Source organism: Enterococcus sp. DIV0170 (genome assembly GCF_051710765.1).
In the GTDB taxonomy this organism is placed as follows: Bacteria; Bacillota; Bacilli; order Lactobacillales; family Enterococcaceae; genus Enterococcus_A; species Enterococcus_A raffinosus.
Genome location: NZ_JBIOLG010000001.1, coordinates 1,338,565 through 1,359,526 on the forward strand (window position 1 = coordinate 1,338,565; position 20,962 = coordinate 1,359,526).

A 20,962-nucleotide genomic window follows, 5' to 3' on the forward strand; every position below is an offset into this window, starting at 1 on the left:
AATTGAAAGGAATAGATACATGAAAAAAGTAAAGAAAATAAAAATTAAGAGTATTGGCTTACGAAAGAGAACAACAATTATTTTATGGTTGTTGTTGATTGGTAGTCTCTCATTTGGACTCTATAAGAATTTCACCGCGATCGATCGCCATACCGTACATGAAGAAAAAATCATCCAAACTCAAATTGTAGATACAAACTTTATTTCAAGTTTTGTCGAAGAGTTTGTTGAGATATTTTATTCTTGGGAGCCTAAAAAGGAAATTCTAGAAAAACGAACTACTGAGTTAAAGAACTATATGTCAGATGATCTTTTGCAACTGAACCAAGAGATGATTCGTTCAGATATTCCCACTGTATCAATCGTAAAGGAAATGAAGATTTGGAAAGTCAAACAACTGGACAAAACCAATTATTCTGTGGTCTATTCGATCATTCAAGAAATAGAGGAAAACAAAGGGAAAACCAAAGAAAAGCGACAGGTTGAATCTGCATTTTCTGTTAAGGTCAAAACAAGAGGCCATGATCAACTAGTGATTGTGTCAAACCCAGTGATGGCTTCACTACCCAAGAAATTAGATATGCAATCTGATCCCATGCAAGATGATATGAGTATCGATCAAGAAACAAAAAAGGATATCAATGAGTTTTTAATGACCTTCTTTAAAGTCTATCCGACTGCCAAGAAAACTGAGCTGCAATACTATCTGACGAGTAAAGATATCAAAGAAATCAACAAAGACTACGTTTTTTCAGAAATTAAGCAGATCAATTATTTTAAATCAAATAATGGAGTGAAAGTAAAAGTTGTAGCTGTTTATCTCAACCAAGATACTAAAGCAGTTTTACCGTTTACTTATGATTTAGTTTTAAAAAAGACAGGCGAAAAATGGATCATTGATCGTGGTATTTAAGCTTACAAGATAATTCCACCACGTTAGAATTATAAAATAGAGAATGAGGAGGATTGTACTATGGAAAAGCAACTGATTCTTTCTGGTTTCTTCGCAGGATATTTGGTAAGACTTTTTTACAAAATGATTCAAAAAACGACGAACTTGTTTTTAATCCCTTTGTACTTTCTCGTTCTTTTATTCTTTGGATTCCTATTTTTACTATCACTTGGAGTTTTCATCTTCATTAATATGGAAATGGGTCTTTGGGAAAAAAGATTATCTAAACATATTGTAGAAGAAAAATACAAGAATTATTTAAGAAAAGGTGTTAGAATAAAACTCTATATATTTTCACTAAAGAACTTCCATTCAAAATATCGTAAATATTTTGAATGGATTTTTTGTCATGGTTCCAATGTATTTTATTTTTGTTAAAGTGCGAAATGATGAATAACGCTGAGCCGTATCATTAATGATGATATTTTTTTTAATTTGCTGAGGCTGAGTTTAGATAAGGAAATACAAATTCAATGCAAATTTGCTGAAAAAGTAGGAAAAGAATTACATGAAGAGTTTAAGTAGTAGTCGAAATTAGTACATCTCGTTTGTTTACTGCTTGCTATCTGTTGGTGTGGAAGCTTATGGATGGATATGGTTAGTGACCATTATTAATTATTTAATTAAAGGTGGTATTATTGCTTTAATTTTGATATCAGAAGTTTTTCTTTAAACTATGAAATTTCAACATTTCTATCTAGTTAGAGGCAACTGAATAATGAAATCTAAATACGTTTTAAAGAAAATAATCATAAAGCAAAACGATTAAACTGTGAAACACAGAAAAAAGAAAAGTTTTTGACCATTGTAAAAGATTAATTAGGTGAATTCCTTACCCCGTTGTTTTAATTAAACTGAAGCAACGGGGATTTTTTATCTTTAGATGTTGAAAAGCAAGTCTTGCAGTTCTTGCCATTCAGTATCTAAAGGAATGTCAGATAGCCGATAAAGATCTGATGAAGTTAAGTTGAGTTGAGGTTCAAAATTATACACGCATAAATCAATTTGTAGTGTACGTAACAATTCATTTGTTAAAGGACGGTTAAATAAGAAATGGTATTCAACATCATTTGGAATCACTTTTTTTGCTAAGGCTTTGTAATAACTTACGGAGGAAGAATCACCAGTTAAGGCAAAGAGCACCTTTTGCTTGTTATATTTTTTTACCTCATACAATAGTGTCAATCGAGCGGCCACATCTTCCACCTGTGTAAAATAATTGTGATTTTCTAAAATACCACACCAAATAGAAAAAGTAGTAGGGTAATTACTTTTGGCTTTACGTATAAGGATGCGGGAATATTTTTGAAATAGGTCTGTACAATCAGTTAAAACTGACAAGTTTGTGAGATAAGATTGGAGTGCTGATCTCGCTTTGTGATTTAGAACCAAATTTTGTTTTGATTCGATAAAAAAATTCGTGATAAGTAAATCTTGTTCTGAAAATTCTTGTATAAAATCATTGGTTAAGTACGAGCTATTTGATTCATAAATAATTGTATCAATTTGAGCAAAATAAGAAAATAGAATCTCTTGATTAAGATTATATGTATTAACTATTTTGGGCTTAAAATAAGTAGAAAAAGCTGTTTTAAACCGTTGATAGCTATCTTTTTTTTCATATTTTTCTAATATTGAAGTATCAAATTCAATGAAATGTTGATTTTCAATTCGTTTTTCTATGATAAACATCCAGATCGTTGCTCTGTAATAATCAAAATTTAAGTTTAAATCATACTCTTTTTTCATTGTTTCTAATACTTCTGTTATTTCATGGTATTGATTATTATGTATAATTGGTGCACTACTTTCATGAATAGAACGAAAGTACTGAAAGAAAAAATATCGAATATCAGCTTCATTACCAATAAAAGAAAAGTTAGTGGTATCAAGGTCTAAATTGAAATCTTTAAGAACTTCTCGAAAAGTTTTGGTATAATTCTTCATTGTTGATTCAGAAATATAGAGGTCCAAAGCATAAGTAACTAAATCTTTTTTTTCTTCATTAAAGATTGATTCGATAATATAAAAAATTGGATTGTCTGAGACTAAACTATCTATATAGGTAACAATTTCACGAGTAGGCCCGTATTTTTCAAGGGATAAAGCATGATTAAAGTCTTCTAACAATAATGAGTTTGGTAAATTTTCAATCAAGTATTTTACATCCTGTTGTATTGTCTTATAGGAGACTTGGCAGAGAGAACTGAAAGTTTTTAAAGATACTGGTCGGTTGGCTTCAAGTAAGATTTGAAGAATTTTAATTTTTCTTTTTATAGATTTATCAACTATCAAATCATAAGAGTAAGTATTCATAAGAGATATCTCCTTATCTAAAATTATCAATGCAATACATTATAATACAAAAAGAGTAAAATAATAAACATTTTTCTAGTCTGTTCATAAAATATTATTTATACTTTCGATAAATAATTTCTAATTTTGAGAATTATATTATTTGTAGTGAGAATATCTGTCTACTAAACTTACTTTACAATCTACCGTTGAAACTTCTTGAGAAAGTATGGAAATCATTATAAGAAGTTCGATACTAGATAAGTAAGTAGTTCAGAAGGAGAAATATTATGAATAAAATTATTGTTATTGGAAATGGAGATGTCGGTTCAAGCTATACGTTTGCTTTAATGGCTCAAGGAGTTGGAAACAATGTCGGAATTATTGATTTGGATACTGAAAAGGTTGCCGGTGACGTGAAAGACCTTACGAACGGATTAGCATATGTTGGTCCTAAAAGTATTTACTCTGCGGAGTATTCAGATTGTTCGGATGCAGATTTAGTAGTCATCACAGCTGGAGCAGCACAAATAGAAAATGAAACTCGTTTGGATTTGGTGAAGAGAAATGCACGGATTATGAAGTCGATTATTCAATCAGTTATGGCGTATGATTTCTCTGGAATATTTTTAATTGCTAGCAACCCAGTCGATGTTCTGACACATTATGTAAAGAATTTAACTGGCTTTCCTGCAAATAGGGTGATTGGTTCAGGAACTTCTTTAGATAGCGCTAGATTAAGAAATGCTATAGGAGAAAGGTTTCAAATAGACCCAAGAGATGTAAATGTTTATATTTTAGGAGAACATGGGGATACGCAATTCCCTGTTTGGTCCCATGGAAATATAGGCGGTCTAAAAATTACTGAATGGTTGGATCGGCATCCTGATTTTTCTGCATCTAATTTAGTAGAACTTTCAGATAAAATTAAAAATGAAGCCTATGAAATTATTCGACATAAAGGTTCCACTCATTACGGAATTGCTATTTCTCTAGCAAGAATTACCAAAGCAATTTTGCAGGATGAAAATTCTGTGCTTCCGGTTTCGGTTCATCTAGAGGGACAGTATGAAACTCAAGATGTTTGTATTAGTTCTAATGCTGTTTTAAATAGAGAAGGAATTCGTGAAATTATTGAAGTCCCATTAAGTGAAGATGAAAGGGAAAAAATGTTCTTTTCAATACAAACGTTAAAAGCTATGCAAGAAAGCGTGCTAGAAAGTGATTGCTAGTAAGAATAGATGAACTTGAGGAACTTAAGGAAATTGAGAATCATGAACTTTTCATCACTGCCATATATAGTTAAATCAAATAACCTTAGAAAAGGATTTCTTTTCTAAGGTTATTTTTTTGTTGATTTTTTTTGCTGATAGAGGATTCCGAAATAGCTTAGCTACGGGCTAAAACAATTTTTTTCTAATAATGAGAAATAGTTTGTTTGAGGACTCGTTATTTATTTAATAAACTAGCACTATACTCATTAAGCGTTATTACGAAAGGGGAAAGGACATGAAAGAAAATACTACTTTAAGTTTAAAAGCAGGAACGAAATATAGAAAATCTATTATTGATAAAAAAAATAAAGGCGACACGATATTTTCATTTCTAATGCAAATACTAAAAATATCCGTGGCGGTATTGTTATTAGCTATTAGTATCAATCTATTTTTAGGACCGCATGATATTGCTGCTGGAGGTGCCAGCGGTATTGGGATTTTAGCAGAATCAGCTTTAGGGATCGATCGTTCATGGGTTGTCCTATCATTGAATGTACTTGTTTTAATCCTAGCAGCTCTGTTTTTAGGAAAAAAGATTTTCTTCAATACATTAATTGGAAGCCTATTGTTTCCTTTAGCATTACGTATAGTACCGATGGGTATGTTAACCGAAGATCGATTACTATCAGTAATTTTTGGAAGTATTATTTTTGCAGTTGGAGTAGCTATCTTATATAAGATTCAAGCTTCTAGTGGAGGAACAACAATTCCACCACTGATTTTTGAAAAGTATTTTGGTGTGAATCCATCACTAGGATTACTACTTACTGATATGGTGATCGTATTTATGAGTCTTTATGTTTTTGGTTTCGAAGAGTTTCTTTTTGCCATTCTATCTATCGGTATTACTTCAATCGTAATGAATTATATTGAAAATGGTTTGAAGAGAAGAAAAGCGATTATGATTATAAGTCAAGACTATACAAAAGAAATTCGAGAGCAATTAACTAGTGAACTGGATAGAGGTATGACAGTGTTTGACGCTAGAGGCGGAAAAAATGATTGTGACAGAGAAATGATCATGGTAGTGGTGACTGGGCAAGAGTATCCGTTGGTTAGAAAAGTCGTAGATGAGATTGATCCTAAAAGCTTTATGCTCACATACAATGTGGCTGAAGTTCATGGCTTGGGATTCACGTATCATCCGATTCAATAATAAGGAGGAAAAATAATGGAACCTATATTAGCTTTTACTATTGTAATGTTTATTTGGACGATTGGAGAGTTTGTATCAAATAAAAGCAAGGCTTTGATTTCGATGATGTTGGTAGCTTCTATGATCTTTTTAGTTGGTTTTGCAACTGATTTGCTACCACATGATCTGATTCAAGATTCAGGATTGTTAGGCTTAGGAAATGCTGTTATTGGGGTAATTATCGTTCATTTAGGAACAATGATGAGCTTTAAAGATTTGAAGCTGCAGTGGAAGACCTTTGTTGTAGGCTCGTTAACGGTTGTTTTAATGACGGTGATTCTGATCTTTATCGGTGAATGGATCTTTGACAGAAATATTGCCGTAGCGGGCACCGCTTCGATAACCGGAGGGACACTATCGATTTTAATGGTTCAGGAAAAAGTGAATGAGATTCAGAATGCTGGCGGCGATCTAGGTATTTTATCTAGTTACTTATTAGCAGTTTTTCCGCTCTTGATACTAAACTTAAAAAATTTGGTTGGTTTCTTATTTACGGCGAATATTTTGAAAAAAGAAGCACTTCGCGTGAAGAAGCAATATCGTGATGGCGAGCTGACTTTTTTTGAACAGGAAGTAGCTGAAAATACTACGGAGGTTAAAGAAAGTATTTTACCAGATTTTTTACGGACACCTTACGGCACGTTGTTTTTACTGGGACTGACAATGTATGTTTCTCGATTTTTAAGTCAATTAACTAATGGGACAGTAAATGCGTTTGTGATTGCCTTACTGTTGGGAATCATTTTGCGACACTTCAGAATTCTGAAGCCTAATGCATTATCTTCTACCGACTCTTTTGGTTTACTAATGATTTCCATCATGGTTATTGCGTTTGGACCATTAGCAGATATTGTTCCGGCAGATCTATTGCATTTGATTGGTCCAATTGCTTTCTACTTAGCAGCAGGTTTGGGGATAATCTTTATAGCTTCATTCCTTATCGGTAAAAAGGTCGGTTACTCTGGTTCACTGTCGATTGCTGTAGGTATGACAACTTTGTTTGGATTTCCAGGAACAATGGTCTTAACCAAAGAAGCAGCTGCAGCTGTAGGGGAAACAGAAGAAGAAATCGCTGTAATTGAGCAGAATATTCTACCGATTATGGTAACGGCAGGCTTTTCTACAATAACGATAACTTCGGTCATTACCGGAGGGTTGATTGTTGGGTTGATGCTGGGATAAGTGTTCATTGATAAAAGAGGTTGATTATGAAGAAAATTAGTAAATATTTTGTAATTGTTTTGCTTGGTGTAGTAGTTGTATATTTTGCGTTTTTTTACAGAATTCCAGATTTGTTTATAACGAAACCAGGTCCAGTCGCAAATGCGTTGGAAATGGTTTCGGTAGCAGACAACACATCTAAAAATGATTCTGAAATTTTGGTCACAACAATCAAACGTGAACAAGGGACAGTATTTAAGCTGGTTAAAGCCTTGATTCATCCTTATCAAAATCTATCAAAAGAAAGTCAGAACTATGAAGCGATAAAACAGGATAGCAGAGATGTTCAACAGGCTTTCATGGCAAATTCTAAGCAAACAGCAGTTATCGAGGCCCATCGACTTGCTGAAAAGGAGAAAGAGCTTGATTTTGTTGGAATACGTGTGATGAATATTAATCGAGATGTGCAAAACTTGAGTTCACTGAGAATAAACGATGTCATTCTTTCAATAAATGGTGAAGTCGTCACACCTATCGCTCTAGCCTTACTCCCACAAAAATTAAGGGCGGCACGAACAGAACTTATTGTCGCGAGGGAAGGTAACAAACAGGAACTATCTATCCCGAGAATTACAAGAAGCGGCTATTTATTAAACGGTGTACTGGCAGTGACTGCCAACGAATCAATTAGCATAAATTCTAAAGGATTCGGCGGACCTTCAGCTGGAGCGATGTTAACCTTAAGTGTTTATCAGCAAATTACAGGTCAGGATCTGCTAAATGGAAGAACAGTTGCTGGTACAGGAACAATAGAAACGAATGGTAGTGTCGGACTTGTTGGCGGAATCCCGCAAAAAGTCTACGCCGCACATAACGCTCAAGCAGATATTTTCTTCGTCCCTTATTTAGGAAATGAAGAAGGAACTTTTTCAACAAACTATTTTGAAGCTAGAAAAGTGGCTGAGGATATTCAAACTGAGATGAGAATTGTACCCGTTGGAGATATGGCCGATATTATTGAATACTTGGAATTGAACGGTTAAGGTCTAGCATTCAAGGATATCAAAATAAGATGGAGGAAAAATTATGAATACAAAACGATTGGTTAAAACATTTATTGAATTGGTTCAGATTGATTCTGAATCTAGAAATGAAAGAGAAATACATGAATATTTAAAAAATAAATTTATGAAGCTTGGCTTGGATATTGTGGAAGATAACAGTAAGGAAGTTACCGGGTTGGGTTCAAATAATTTAATTGTTAAGCATCATGGAAAAGACCAAAATAAATTGCCTCTTTTCTTTTCCTGCCATACCGATACGGTTTCTCCAGGAAATGGTATTGAAGTGATTGAAGAATCAGGAATTTTATCCTCTAAAGGAGAAACGATACTAGGAGCAGATGATAAGGCGGGAATCGCGTTTATCATCGAAGCAATTGAAACAATTCAAGAACTGGGCATTACAACAGGTGATTTAGAATTTGTTTTTACTCCCGGAGAAGAAATTGGATTAATTGGTGCCTCAGCCCTAGATATGCAGCTGATCAAAGCGAAATATGGATATGTTTTAGACAGTGGTGGAGAGGTTGGTCGTGTGACTATAGCCAGTCCGACATTATTTATGTATGAGGTTCAAGTAAATGGGCGATCCGCGCATTCAGGCATAGAACCAGAAAAAGGAATATCTGCTGTTTCAATTTTATCAGAAGCTTTGCAAAAAATTGAGATAGGTCGAATTGATGAATTGACCACGTCAAATATCGGAGTAATCAATGGTGGGAGCGCAACGAACATCATTATGGACTCATTGAGATTAAAAGGAGAAGTCCGTTCTGTGCTACCAGAAGTAGCAGAACAATTACTGAAGGAAATAAAATATGCCTTTAATGGAGCTGTTGAAAAATATGGCGCTTCCTTTGAAATGAATGTTGAAAAATTGGCTACAGGATATAAAATTTCAGATGAATCTGCATTAATGAAAATGTTGGATCAGGCAATGAGTAAACAAAATCTTTCTTTGATCAAGGAAATTAGTGGAGGAGGAAGCGATGCAAATATCTTTAATGGAAATGGAAAAGAAGTCGTCAATCTATCGATTGGATACGAAAAGATTCACACGACAGAGGAATATATAGAAATAACAGAAATGGAGAAGGCTGTTAAGCTAGTCATTGAATTAGCAAAGATAGCTCCTAAAATTGATAACTGAGTCAAGTGAAGATTTTTGAATAGAAATTTTTCGATCAAGAATTAGATGAGATAAGTGAGTAAAGAGAGGGAGTGATTAGATGATTGATTTAAGTACTTTTTTGCTAGTAGGTATCGGAGGGTTCTTTATTATCATTTTTAGTTGGAGTAAAAAATTTTTTTCTCCAACAGAACAATTACTGCTAGCTCTGTTCTTTGTACTGATATCTTTATTATCGATTGTATTTTCCTCTGTTTATTTGTTCTTGCTTATAAAATGAAATAACGAATATTTGGACTACAAAATTTTTTAAATAGTGGGAGAAAAAATGAGCGAAAACTATTCATTTCAACAAAAAGAAATACAGCAAGCGCAGTTTTTTTATGAATGTGCTATGAAGGAATGCGAAACGAAATTCCAAATTCTTTTTTCTGAACTATTAATGAAAAATGAACGCTCCTCTATTCAGGGAGTCAGTTCAAGAGTGAAGACAAGTACATCAATTTATGAGAAGTGTGTAAGAAAGAACATTCCGATAACATTTGATGAAATTCTAACGAATATTTTGGATGGTGCTGGAGTTCGAGTGATCTGTTCTTATGTCGATGATGTATACCGAATCAGAGAGATGTTTCTTGGACAGGATGATGTGATTCTGATAAAAGAAAAAGATTTTATTAAATGTCCAAAGGTAAATGGTTATCGTAGTTTACATCTGATTGTTCAATTGCCAGTATTTTTGTCTAACATGAAGAAAAGTATTGTTGTGGAAGTACAGCTTCGGACAGCAGCGATGGATTTTTGGGCAAGTCTAGAGCACGAATTAAAATATAAGAGTGATAATAAAGACCCTGTTTTAATTGATGAGTTACGTATCTGTTCAGATAAAGCTAATCTATTGGATTGTGAGATGAAGAAATTAAGAGATAGAATTATAGCGTTTAATCAGAAGTTTGAAAGGGAAAAGTTTTAAAAAGTGACTATAAGACGCGGCTAACTATATGAAAGCTATTTTTACTGATTTACAGCTAATTCATATTTCATTGGACGAGAATGTGACTATTTATTCAGAGCAAACGATCCTAGTTTCAAAAAGGGCCTATTCTTTCTAGTCGTAAAGTATTTTTCAGCATATGCGTGCTAAATTCACATGTTTCAGATTAGTATGCTAATTTCTGATAATCTGATGTCAACATATAATAGATAAAGTGTTGTTACTACTCGTTAAAAAGCGGTTGGAACTATTTATTATTTTTTACAATTTTGAACTCAGGCATAGTTAGCCAATGACTGATTAAATCAGAATGGTTGAAATAACTGAGTAATCTAACTATAGAAGGATTGATTATGCTTATGAAAAAAAAGGTTTTACTAGTCTTGTCTCTTACTTTATCATCTGCAGCGTTCCCTGCTATGATAAAAGCAACCGAAGCCAAGTCGCCTTCTCATCTAAGCGAGTTGGCGAAAAAAAATGAGTTTGCAAATGACGAACCAATTAATTCTTGGATGCCTGACGTTAATTTACAAAATGTTCTTGTCTCTATTCTTGGGTTAACAAATCCTGACCAGATAACCAAAAGTTTGTTGTCTTCTAGTGATATACATATAGCTGTCACTCCAGAAGACACCTCATTTTTAACAGTGTCAAATCTTACTGGATTGGAATACGCTAACCAAATAACTATACAAAGTAGTGGAGAAAATATTTTTTCTTCTATAAATTTTCTGAACTATCCTGAAGTAATGAAAAAGACGTCGTTGTCCTTTGATGGAAGTCTAACAACTATTTTTCCAGATGGAATTGATTTTGATCTATTGAAGCACTTTGCTAATGTCGGGTTTGATCCTCATAACGTTTATCAACCAAATGTGGTTATCAATTTGAATGAGGATAATTATTCTGAGTTCTCTATTAGTTATGAGCAAGCTGTTCTGTATAACATTAACCCTGAGATGCTAACAAATGTTGGAGGCATAGGTATTTATGATTCAGGTTTAGAACTTTATTACACCGCTTCATTAGAACCTGGAGGGATCAAGTTCACCTTAAATCCTTCTTCTGATCTTGACTACTCTGAACTTGAAGGGAAAAGTTTCTCTAACTCTTCAGAATCTACGGTTTTTCCAGATGGTCCTTATTCACAAATAGGTATTACTAGCTCGTCTGATTCCAACATATCTGGCTACATCAATCTATGCGTAACTCTAAATTATGCTAATAAAAAGCAACTAGCCGAAGATGTAATCGTACAGTATGTGGACCAGCTTAACAATGAAATTCATCCAACACAAACAATCAGTGGTTATATTGGAGACACTTATGACGCATCTGCCGATCAATACAAATTAACAATTGACGGTTATTCGCTGGATCAAGAGCAGCTGCCTTCAAACGCTTTGGGAACGTTGGGAGAACAACAACAAATTGTCAGATATGTTTATAAAAAAATAGAAGCACCTAGTCAGGAAACGTCAAAGGTTATTACACAATTTACTGATGATTCTGGCGAAGAGCTGGCACCAAAAAAAGAACAGTCTGGTCTGGTAGGTGAAACCTATTCTACAGAAGCAATCGCTATAGATGGATACACATTAGATCAAGAAAAGCTGCCAGAAAATGCAAAAGGATTGTACGCCAATGAAGATATTACCGTCACTTATGTGTACAAGAAGGTGGAAGTGCCTAGTCAAGAAACGTCAAAGGTCATTACACAGTTTATTGATGAATCAGGCAAAGAGCTGGCACCTAAAAAGGAGCAATCTGGTTTGGTAGGTGAAACCTATTCTACAGAAGCAATCGCTATAGATGGATACACATTAGATCAAGAAAAACTGCCAGAAAATGCAAAAGGATTGTACACCAATGAGGACATCACTGTCACCTATGTGTACAAGAAGGTGGAAGCGCCTAGCCAGGAAACGCCAAAGGTTATTACACAATTTATTGATGAATCAGGCAAAGAGCTGGCACCTAAAAAGGAACAGACTGGTTTGGTTGGTGAAACCTATTCTACAGAAGCAATCGCTATAGATGGATACACATTAGATCAAGAAAAGCTGCCAGAAAATGCAAAAGGATCGTACGCCAATGAAGACATCACTGTTACCTATGTCTACAAGAAAGCAAACTCAATAGAATCAGATTTAATAGCATCAGAAAAGAATAAAGGGATTGTTGGTACTCCAAATAAGTTAGTGGTTAACAAGCCACTTCCTAAGACGGGGGAACAGATGTCGAAAGGACTGTTAATTTTAGGAACAGGGTTAATTACGGTTGCCACAACTCTGTTTTTCTGGAGGAGAAGTAGAAAAAAGTAAAATAAAGTGTTGAAAAAAGTATTACAAACTAAAATATATTCCAATTATTATCAAGCCAAAGCGCTCGAAGATGAATCCGAGTTGAAGGAACTCATTCATGAAGAAAGTTCTAATTAGTTGAGAGGCTTAAGATCAATGTGCATCACAAAATTGGAATGAGGCACAACTGCTGGAATAGAAGCGCTTTTTTGGAAAAAGGGGAGAGTGTAATATAACCGTGAAAGTAACCACCTGCCTAGGATTGATGGTTACTTACAGGGTTTATATTATACTCTCAATCATTCAAAATATTTTCGGAAAGTACGTCCTTAATTAAAACATCATCTTCTTTTAGAACCTTTTTCGTTACATCTTTCTGGAAATTTTGATCTTCTAATTTATTTTTTTTCGCAATCTCTTGGACCTCTTTCTTATACTTACTCCTATCATTTCCTTTCACTTGCTTTTTTTCCATTTTTACAAGATAAAATCTAGGTTTATATGTTGAAGTTTCTATTGATTGAATGATATCTGAGACTTCTCCTTCTTTCAATTTGAAAGAAGCTTCCTTCACCTCTTCCGGTACCGTCTCACTTAGGGAATCAAACTCAATTTGCCCCTTTTTATCATTAGTTAAACTGTTTTCCGAATATTTTTTTTAATCTCAGAAAAATCCTTTCCCTCGGTTAATTGACTTTGCGCATATTTAGCTGTGTCCATATCTTTTAAGTCAATTACCCTAACAGAGACTTTGGGATGAAATGAATTCCATGCAGATTGCATGTCTTTCTCATTGAGAGTGAGATGGGCTTCCAAGCCTTTTTTAAAAGCTATGATTTTCCTCAAATATTCTTTATATGATTTTTTTGTAAAATTTTAAGCCTTGAGGTTTGCTTCAAAATCAGAACCAATATTTTTGTTTTGTTTATCATATTCTTTATCAATTTCTTTAGTTGAAACTTTATCTCCATAAACATCGTCGAATGCTTTATAAACAATCATATTATGAAGTAGTATCTTATTTTGAATCCTAACTTTAGGATTTTTATAAAAGTCATTAACAGTAATTGTTCCATCTTTAAAGCTGGCAATTTCTTTATTAGAATTTTTACAACCAGTTAATATGAAACATAAACTAGTTAAAGTATAGAAAACCAATAATATTTTTTTCATAGCAAACCTCTTTTAAAATATTTTAAAAGAGTAGTTTAGCGAAATAACTCTAGCAATTTAAGGCGAAAAAGTGAATTTATTTCACTACCATATACCGGAGATATGAAGATAGATATAAAACTAGTAAATGGGTCGCGTAAAAAAAGTATTTGTTTCCGCTACCTCGTGTACCTTTGTAAAAATATAAAGGTATTACAGCAAATATTGACATCTACTGGATATTGGCAGACGAGAAACCAATTCCTCCTGATCCAACAGCAGCTAGAATACAAACGATTAATAATGCAGCCATTTGCACAATAAAAGTTTTTTTAAAAAGTAGCAAGCTACACCGAATGCAACTAGTAGTATTGTTCCATCTATCATTAAAAGACTAGGAAGGAATTGTAATAACAGCGTATTGTAGAGATAGTTTAAAAGAAAACTTTTGAATCTTATATTCGAAACAAAAGGTATAATCATGAAGAATAACAAAAGTATAGTTATTCCAATCTCTTTCAGAATTTTCTTTGTCCTATCCTAAATTAACTTTGAAACAAAACTAATTATCTCTTATTTTGATGAATTTGATTCTATTTTAAAATATCAATCAATTCTTTTTTAGCCGCTGCAGAAGCTGGTAAATAACTAAAACCTATTCCAATTATTACTGATGTTCCTATTGAGATGAGTACAGTTGATAAATCTGGACGAACAGAAAATGGCAATATCACTGAAACTCCCAGAGCAATCAAAAGTCCTAAAATATAACCGATAATGCCTCCAGATACTGTCAAAACAATTCCTTCAAACAAAAATTGTAATTTAATTGATTTAGCATTTGCACCAAGTGCCCGCCGTACACCGATTTCCTTTGTTCGTTCTGAAACTGAAATATACATCATATTCATTACACCCACACCTGCAATAAATAAGGAGATAGCGGCTACTGCACTAATGAACATTGTTATTTTGTTCATTACTGATCCTAACTCTTTAATCTCTGAAGAGGGGTCATAGCTCTCATATTTTCCTAGTGCACGACTTTCTCCATTTTCGTTTAATAGTTTAAGAGCTTTGGTCATTGAATCAGCTTCATTAATTTTAGCGTTAAACTTAACAGCTAACACAGAGTGATCTTCCTTTTCACCAAAATAATATGAACAAAATCTTACGTCAAATAAACCGAATAACGACTAGTTTTTGAAGAAAGGCCTCAATTAATTAAAGGCCCATCATGATAGGGTGCCAAATATAGAAGTGGCTTCCCATCATGATGGGAATCATAAATATTTCCTTATACATAATTATTAAATAGACTCCTTTTTGAAAAAATAAAGGTTCATTATAGATACGTTTTTAATACTAGTATTAGAAAATAAGTCAGGTAGAAGTTATAGATGACCGTATTAAGAGACCAAATTTATCTCAAAGGTAAAAATTTCAAATGGTGACAAGCTAGCATGGGTTACGAAAAGAGGTTTTCTAGGTGAAAAAAATCAATTATACAAAAAGCAAACTGATTACAAATACAATAAAAGAGATACAGAAAAATGGATTTCAAAATATCGAAGTAAATGAGATAGTTAGATTAAGTAGTGTTTCAGAAAAAGAGATGGATCAATGTTTTGAAAACGAGGAAGAATTGTTAGATTCCGCATTATTATTAATATCAAAGCATTTTGATAGCTATATAGAGACATGTTGGCAATTGATAGACGCACAAAATAGTTTTCAGTGTATGACGTTTCTTGGGGAAGCAATGATTGCATGGATCATGAAAGAACCAAGATTAGCGGAGTTTTTAATTAGTCAAAAGAATTCAAATCAAGAACTAAAGTGTTTCTCCTTAAATGCTAGTTCGGATTTACATTTTATGTTAAGGACCCATAATATTTTGACAATGTTTATAACGGATTTCCATTTGAATATTGATGCTGACGAATTATTCTGTGAGTATTGGTCGTTTTTCCAAGGGTATGCTCAAATGATAAAAAACGAGGAACTGGCATACGAAAGAGTAGTTCTAGAGAATATGTTGAGAAATTTCATAGAAAACAAAGCTTTCTTGAATCAATAAGAAGGATCATCAACCTAAAATGATTAGAAGAATTTAGGTTCATTCAAGGAAACTATTATATAGTTTCAATACTAGGTAAAGAAATCTACCAACAAGTATTTCCAGCTTATTTATGATACCTAGTTCATCAACTTACATACTTTACCAATTAAATATTGAAAAAAGATTGTCATTTTGCGAATAGATGCAATCTTCATATATATGAGTAAATTTTCAATTTAGGAGGAATGTATATGAATAAAAAAGAACGAATTATGAACCTAATAAAGGATGATATCGTAACGCCAGAAGAGGGATTGGTTTTACTTGAATCAATTTCTAATGGACAAAATAAGAAAGAAGAAAATCCCGTGAAGGATGATAGTAGTGATGTTCTAGAGATTATTAGGAAATGGCAGGAGAATCCAGAAAATAATACTATCTCAGATGCGGAGCTTAAGGAGGATATTGACGAAAAAACGGCGGAGATTAACAAGTTAGCTTCAGAAATTAATGATCTAATCTGTTTAAAAGAGAAGTTAGTTAAAACTTTGAATGAAGATTCAGATGATTCCAAAGACGCCGAGGTTATCTTTGATCTTGATGAAAAGATAAAAAAAGAAATCGTTATAATGATTGGCAAGATAGATACTTTAGAAAATGCATTTGCTATTGCCAATCAATTAGGTGAAAAGATGTCTTCAACGTTTAAGAATATAAGTGATTCCGTTAAACAGACGATAGCATCTATTTCTGAAGCTTTAGAGGATACTCTCGAATGGAAAGATATTAGTATTAAAATTCCTACTGTAGCCACAACAACGTATGAGCACCAATTTCTTTATAAAGATTATATCCCGCATGATATTGATCTGAAGTTGGGCAATGGAAAAATATACTTAAAAACTTGGGATGAAACATCAGTTAAAGTTGATGTGAAAGTTAAACAATATGGTAGTTTAAGCGAAGAAGAATCTTTAAACTCATTAAGTGAAAAAATTAATGTAGAAATTGACATGACTCGCTTCCTTTTTCATATTCCAAGCATGATTATTTACGCTGAATTAACTGTGTATCTCCCTGAAATTCGATTCAATGAGATAGCAATTACGCTTCAGAATAGTGATTTAAACGTTGAAAATTTACGAGCTAAAACTGTAAAAATTAAAAGCAAACGCACTAAAATAAACTTATTTGGAATGGAAAATGATCTATTGGAAATCAACGGTTTTGATGGAGACATAGAAGTTAAGGATGGTGATATTACTGATTTAATTATCGAAGTCGTTAAAGGGAATATTACTACTGACTCAAGGACAAAAAATCTTGATGTTTCTGTTGTAAATGGTGATGTAAAAGTCAGTACGGAGCATCAAATGTTGAGAAAAGCTAAGGTATCTAATTTGAATGGCGAGATTAATTTTTCCTTACCAAAAAGCATAGGACTTGAAGGGAATATTGTAACCAGAACTGGAAAAATTCTTAGCAAATTACCTGACTGCGATGTAATACGTAAAAAAGGAAATAGACTTTTCCATTTTAGAAGAATCGGGCATAGAACTGCTCAACTTGATCTTTTCACAGCAACTGGAACAGTGTATTTAAAAAACAGTGAGCAATAATGAATAGCTAAGAGAAAGGAGTATGCTATGAAACCTTTGAAAAAATCTGACAAAAATATCGTGCTATCTGGTACTTTGGGTGGTATTTCAGAATACTTTAATATGGACCCCCTTATATTACGTTTTCTGTTCATTGTATCCATGTATTTGAGTTTATCTCTAAGATGGGCTGTGATGCTTTACATCTTTTTAGTTATGACTGTTCCAGCAGCAGGCACAATACATGATAATCAATATGAGAATCAAAAAGAGAATCCCAATCGGAAGAAAAAACAAACTTCATTCGAGGAAGAATGGACTGATTTTTAGAAAAACAGTGACGATATACTATCAATTAAGGATTTGAATAGTTTAGTTAACAGCTGGTTAGAATACTTATCTTCGCTTCAAATTGTCGAGGAGCTGTCAAAATTTTTGTATGGAATCTTTTGTTTTGATAGTAGACTTCTAAATAATCTTGGATTAACCCCCATCTCTATCTTACTTTTATATTTGTGGGGTTCGATTAATTCTAATTTTTACGAATCCCGTTAAAGAATTGATCATCTTTGTGGATACATTTGGTAAAGAACACTCGCCGTTTAGTAAATCTTTCAAGCGATTCAAATAATCAAAAAGAGACAGTCAGGCGACAGCCCCTAAGAAAAATTCTTGCACAAATTGGTGTAGAGAGATTATGGTGTTTTCCTTGAATTCATTTCAGAACTATACTACCCTGTTAAAAAGAGTGCGTTCAGATGAAGCAATGCATTGTTTATTTTTGAATAGTAATACTCTTTAAAGCATAAGAAAAAGGAGCTCAATTCATGACTATTCAAGAGAAATCAATTTACTTACATCAACACGACAAGTAAGCAGCTTATCTAAAAAATGTTGTTACTAGTCCAAACATTATATTTGTAGAGTACACGGTTTACAATGACTTTGCTTTGAATCCAAAAGAATTCGAGACAAATAACGTTCTGTATCATTATCGAATTAATCAGGGCGAACTGGAAAGCGGAAAGTTTTGTTAGATAGCATGTGGTGAAAGTTTTTTGTTCAACAGTGCCAATCATAGTTTCTTTTCTCTTTAAAATTATACGGTCCCTTTATTTTTTGAAGAATGGAATCTGGAAAGATAGGGGGAACTGAAGCATGGGATAATGAAGGAAATACAGTGATTTGAAATGACGTTTAGATTGGACATGAAGCGGTCATTTTGCAGATGTGCTCGCAGCGGTAATTAAGAAATGTTTCTCAGAAAACGTCATTTTAGATTTGTTGATGATTCGATTGTGGGGTTGACCGGATTATAAACTAATCTCACATCTCACGACGATACAAAATGGCGATACTGAACTGTTGAAATAGGATTTGCCGGGACAATGGTGCTGGGAGATAGATCGTAGCAATTGCTGAGGCATGGCCAGAACTACGCACAGTTCATTTATGATCGATGAAATTAAATAAAACAGTTTGGTTTTAGTCAAAATATTTAAGGGGGAAGTACGAATGGATCAAAAAGAAAGAGTAAAATACTTTTACGAAGAAGTGGTATCGAACTCTTTAATTGAAGAAGTTCCAGAATATATTTCTAAAGACTGTAAAGTAAAAAATGGTGAAACTTATATTCCTGTAGGTATCACTGGAATGATTGATCACGTGATTGATGTTAAAAAAACTTATCCTGATTATACGATGAAAATAATTAAACAATACCAAGATGGCGACTATGTTATCTCGGAGTTCATCATGGAAGGAACGCATGAAGGAGAATGGTTGGGAATTAAACCGACGTATAAAAAACTTTCATTTTTCGGAGTAGATATTGATAAAATAATCGATGGGAAAATAGTTGAACATGGTGGTGCAGTGAACACTTTTGAGACATTGTATCAGGAGAAAATTATTAAACCATCATAATGAATGATAATTTAAAATATAGGATTACTCGTCTAACAATCTAACAATTTATAGAATGAAGAAAGACAGCGAACTTGTGAATTTTGACAAGTTCGCTGTCTTCATTTTTTAATTCAGAGCAACTTAGTTAAGGGGATTTCTTGAGTGATTATCGATTAGTAAACAATTATTAAAAATCAGAATCTCAAACTATTATTTTCAGAATTGCCACTAACACCACCAATGGAAGCGTGAACGCTTTTTTAAAAGAATACACTAATTTCTAGTGGGTCAACTTCTACTAAGCGCAAACATTACAACATTCTTATAGGTTGTTCAAAAATCAAAAAAAAGATTTTCTAAATTAATTTTCTTGCGAAATTATAGGTTCGTTATAGTTTCGAAAGATACTATGTATTTATTACAAAATGTCTTTTAGGAGGATTTAAATTGTTAGAAAAATAGAAGGTAAAGCTGTTAGCAATATTTTTTATTCCATTTCACAATAGTAATCACATTGCTGCAGTAGATTAAACCTATCGAAAATTACTACGTACAATACAATCATAAAGGTGGAGAAAATATGACAAAAAAAAGCATTTTCACAAAATCTAAAAAGTCCCCAATTTTTTTAAGACGTTTTGGGATTAGCTTGTTGGGCGGTATCCTAGGAGCTGTTCTTACGATTGGGATTTTTTATGTAGCGAACGGTTCATGGCTTTCGCCTAAGAGTCAAAATGGCAACGGTTCTCCTAGTGCGGGCAATGCGAAAGTCAGCAACATGAAAGTCAATTCTAATTCTAATATCACGGATGCGGCAAATAAAGTACAGGATGCTGTTGTGTCTGTAATCAATTTACAGAAGCAACAATCACAAAGTGGTCTTTCTGATGTATATGAAAGTAATAATGAGACGGAATCGTCAAACGACAGCAGTTTACAAGAGACATCTGAAGGTTCCGGAGTGATTTACAAAGTTGAAGGCAACACAGCTTATGTTGTTACCAATAATCATGTAATAAAGGGCCAAGATGGTCTAGAAGTCTTATTGAAAGATGGTACTCGAGTAAGGGCTACTTTGGTCGGGACAGATTCTTATACAGACTTAGCAGTACTAAAAGTTGAATCTAGCAAGGTAAAAGATATTAAAGCTGCAACGTTTGGTGATTCTGATAGTCTAAAAGTCGGCGAACCCGCAATCACAGTAGGTTCTCCACTTGGTTCGCAATACGCAAATTCTGTAACATCAGGTATCATTTCTTCATTGAACAGGCAAGTGGTCAGCCAAAATGATGATGGGCAAACGATTAATATTAATGCGATTCAAACAGATGCGGCGATTAATCCCGGAAATTCTGGCGGTCCCTTAATCAATGCAGCTGGGCAAGTAATCGGTATTAATTCAAGTAAGATCGTTCAGACAGCATCGAATGTTAGCGTAGAGGGAATTGGTTTTGCCATTCCAAGTAACGATGTGGTGAACGTGATTAACCAACTTGAAAAAGAGGGTAAAGTCATTCGTCCAGCTTTAGGTATTTCAATGGCTAATTTGTCTGATCTTTCATCAAAACAGGCCAGTGAAATCGTTAAAGTTCCAAGTTCTGTTACTCAAGGAGTCGTCGTTTCTAATGTACAAAGTTCAACTCCTGGAGACCAGGCTGGTTTGAAGAAATATGATGTGATTACTAAAATTGACAACACCGAAGTTTCAACTGGTGTTGAATTACAATCGGAATTGTACAAACACAATGTTGGCGATACGGTGAAAATTACCTATTATCGAGGAGGCAAAAAAGCGACAGTCTCAGTCAAGTTGACACTTGATACAAGCTCATTAAAAACAACTACTAATCAACAAAACAGTAAATAGAATGGAAG

At 33.6% G+C, this 20,962-nt stretch carries 18 protein-coding genes; 14 read left to right on the forward strand and 4 right to left on the reverse strand.

What is annotated here, in order from left to right:
* Positions 1-19 precede the first annotated feature (19 nt).
* Both IGI50_RS06480 and IGI50_RS06485 read left to right on the forward strand, forming a co-directional pair.
* Positions 20-913, forward strand: coding sequence for a conjugal transfer protein (locus IGI50_RS06480; protein ID WP_438776535.1), 894 nt, complete (start codon positions 20-22; stop codon positions 911-913).
* A 60-nt stretch (positions 914-973) separates the two neighbouring features.
* Positions 974-1,330: a hypothetical protein gene (locus IGI50_RS06485; protein WP_438776536.1), complete on the forward strand. Its 357-nt coding sequence runs from the start codon at positions 974-976 to the stop codon at positions 1,328-1,330.
* 501 nt (positions 1,331-1,831) lie between these two features.
* On the opposite strand, the gene IGI50_RS06490 is transcribed toward IGI50_RS06485, so the two are convergent.
* A complete protein-coding gene (locus IGI50_RS06490) occupies positions 1,832-3,268 on the reverse strand; it encodes a helix-turn-helix domain-containing protein (RefSeq protein WP_438776537.1) in 1,437 nt (478 codons plus the stop codon).
* Between the two features lie 269 nt (positions 3,269-3,537).
* On the opposite strand from IGI50_RS06490, the gene IGI50_RS06495 reads away from it, so the two are divergent.
* The 7 genes from IGI50_RS06495 to IGI50_RS06525 all read left to right on the forward strand — a co-directional run bounded on the left by IGI50_RS06495 (position 3,538) and on the right by IGI50_RS06525 (position 12,388).
* Positions 3,538-4,479: an L-lactate dehydrogenase gene (locus IGI50_RS06495; RefSeq protein WP_438776538.1), complete on the forward strand. Its 942-nt coding sequence runs from the start codon at positions 3,538-3,540 to the stop codon at positions 4,477-4,479.
* A 376-nt stretch (positions 4,480-4,855) separates the two neighbouring features.
* Positions 4,856-5,680: a YitT family protein gene (locus tag IGI50_RS06500; RefSeq protein ID WP_438777575.1), complete on the forward strand. Its 825-nt coding sequence runs from the start codon at positions 4,856-4,858 to the stop codon at positions 5,678-5,680.
* A 15-nt stretch (positions 5,681-5,695) separates the two neighbouring features.
* On the forward strand, positions 5,696-6,901 hold the full coding sequence (locus tag IGI50_RS06505; protein WP_438776539.1) for a hypothetical protein: 1,206 nt from the start codon (positions 5,696-5,698) through the stop codon (positions 6,899-6,901).
* A 26-nt stretch (positions 6,902-6,927) separates the two neighbouring features.
* Positions 6,928-7,923 carry a S16 family serine protease gene (locus IGI50_RS06510; protein ID WP_438776540.1) on the forward strand — a complete coding sequence of 332 codons (996 nt, stop codon included), beginning with the start codon at positions 6,928-6,930 and terminating at the stop codon, positions 7,921-7,923.
* Between the two features lie 43 nt (positions 7,924-7,966).
* Positions 7,967-9,091, forward strand: coding sequence for a M20/M25/M40 family metallo-hydrolase (locus IGI50_RS06515; protein ID WP_438776541.1), 1,125 nt, complete (start codon positions 7,967-7,969; stop codon positions 9,089-9,091).
* Between the two features lie 307 nt (positions 9,092-9,398).
* Positions 9,399-10,043 (forward strand): GTP pyrophosphokinase, encoded by a 645-nt coding sequence (locus IGI50_RS06520; protein ID WP_438776542.1) that lies wholly within the window; start codon positions 9,399-9,401, stop codon positions 10,041-10,043.
* Between the two features lie 374 nt (positions 10,044-10,417).
* On the forward strand, positions 10,418-12,388 hold the full coding sequence (locus IGI50_RS06525) for a MucBP domain-containing protein (protein ID WP_438776543.1): 1,971 nt from the start codon (positions 10,418-10,420) through the stop codon (positions 12,386-12,388).
* A gap of 274 nt (positions 12,389-12,662) precedes the next feature.
* Here IGI50_RS06525 and IGI50_RS06530 read toward each other — a convergent pair whose 3' ends face one another.
* From IGI50_RS06530 to IGI50_RS06540, 3 genes are all read right to left on the reverse strand, one after another.
* Positions 12,663-12,920 (reverse strand): hypothetical protein, encoded by a 258-nt coding sequence (locus IGI50_RS06530; RefSeq protein ID WP_438776544.1) that lies wholly within the window; start codon positions 12,918-12,920, stop codon positions 12,663-12,665.
* 323 nt (positions 12,921-13,243) lie between these two features.
* Positions 13,244-13,540: a hypothetical protein gene (locus IGI50_RS06535; RefSeq protein WP_438776545.1), complete on the reverse strand. Its 297-nt coding sequence runs from the start codon at positions 13,538-13,540 to the stop codon at positions 13,244-13,246.
* Positions 13,541-14,112: 572 nt separating this feature from the next.
* Positions 14,113-14,649 (reverse strand): ABC transporter permease, encoded by a 537-nt coding sequence (locus tag IGI50_RS06540; RefSeq protein ID WP_438776546.1) that lies wholly within the window; start codon positions 14,647-14,649, stop codon positions 14,113-14,115.
* A 359-nt stretch (positions 14,650-15,008) separates the two neighbouring features.
* Here IGI50_RS06540 and IGI50_RS06545 point away from each other — a divergent pair, with 359 nt between their 5' ends.
* From IGI50_RS06545 to IGI50_RS06565, 5 genes are all read left to right on the forward strand, one after another.
* The gene (locus tag IGI50_RS06545) at positions 15,009-15,599 is read left to right on the forward strand and encodes a hypothetical protein (protein WP_438776547.1); all 591 of its coding nucleotides are present in this window, start codon (positions 15,009-15,011) and stop codon (positions 15,597-15,599) included.
* A 233-nt stretch (positions 15,600-15,832) separates the two neighbouring features.
* Positions 15,833-17,200 carry a DUF4097 family beta strand repeat-containing protein gene (locus tag IGI50_RS06550; RefSeq protein WP_438776548.1) on the forward strand — a complete coding sequence of 456 codons (1,368 nt, stop codon included), beginning with the start codon at positions 15,833-15,835 and terminating at the stop codon, positions 17,198-17,200.
* Between the two features lie 27 nt (positions 17,201-17,227).
* Entirely contained in the window at positions 17,228-17,509 is a 282-nt protein-coding gene (locus tag IGI50_RS06555; protein WP_438776549.1) for a PspC domain-containing protein, read from the forward strand.
* A 1,185-nt stretch (positions 17,510-18,694) separates the two neighbouring features.
* Positions 18,695-19,105 (forward strand): ester cyclase, encoded by a 411-nt coding sequence (locus IGI50_RS06560; RefSeq protein WP_438776550.1) that lies wholly within the window; start codon positions 18,695-18,697, stop codon positions 19,103-19,105.
* Between the two features lie 562 nt (positions 19,106-19,667).
* The gene (locus IGI50_RS06565; protein ID WP_438776551.1) at positions 19,668-20,954 is read left to right on the forward strand and encodes a S1C family serine protease; all 1,287 of its coding nucleotides are present in this window, start codon (positions 19,668-19,670) and stop codon (positions 20,952-20,954) included.
* Positions 20,955-20,962 lie beyond the last annotated feature (8 nt).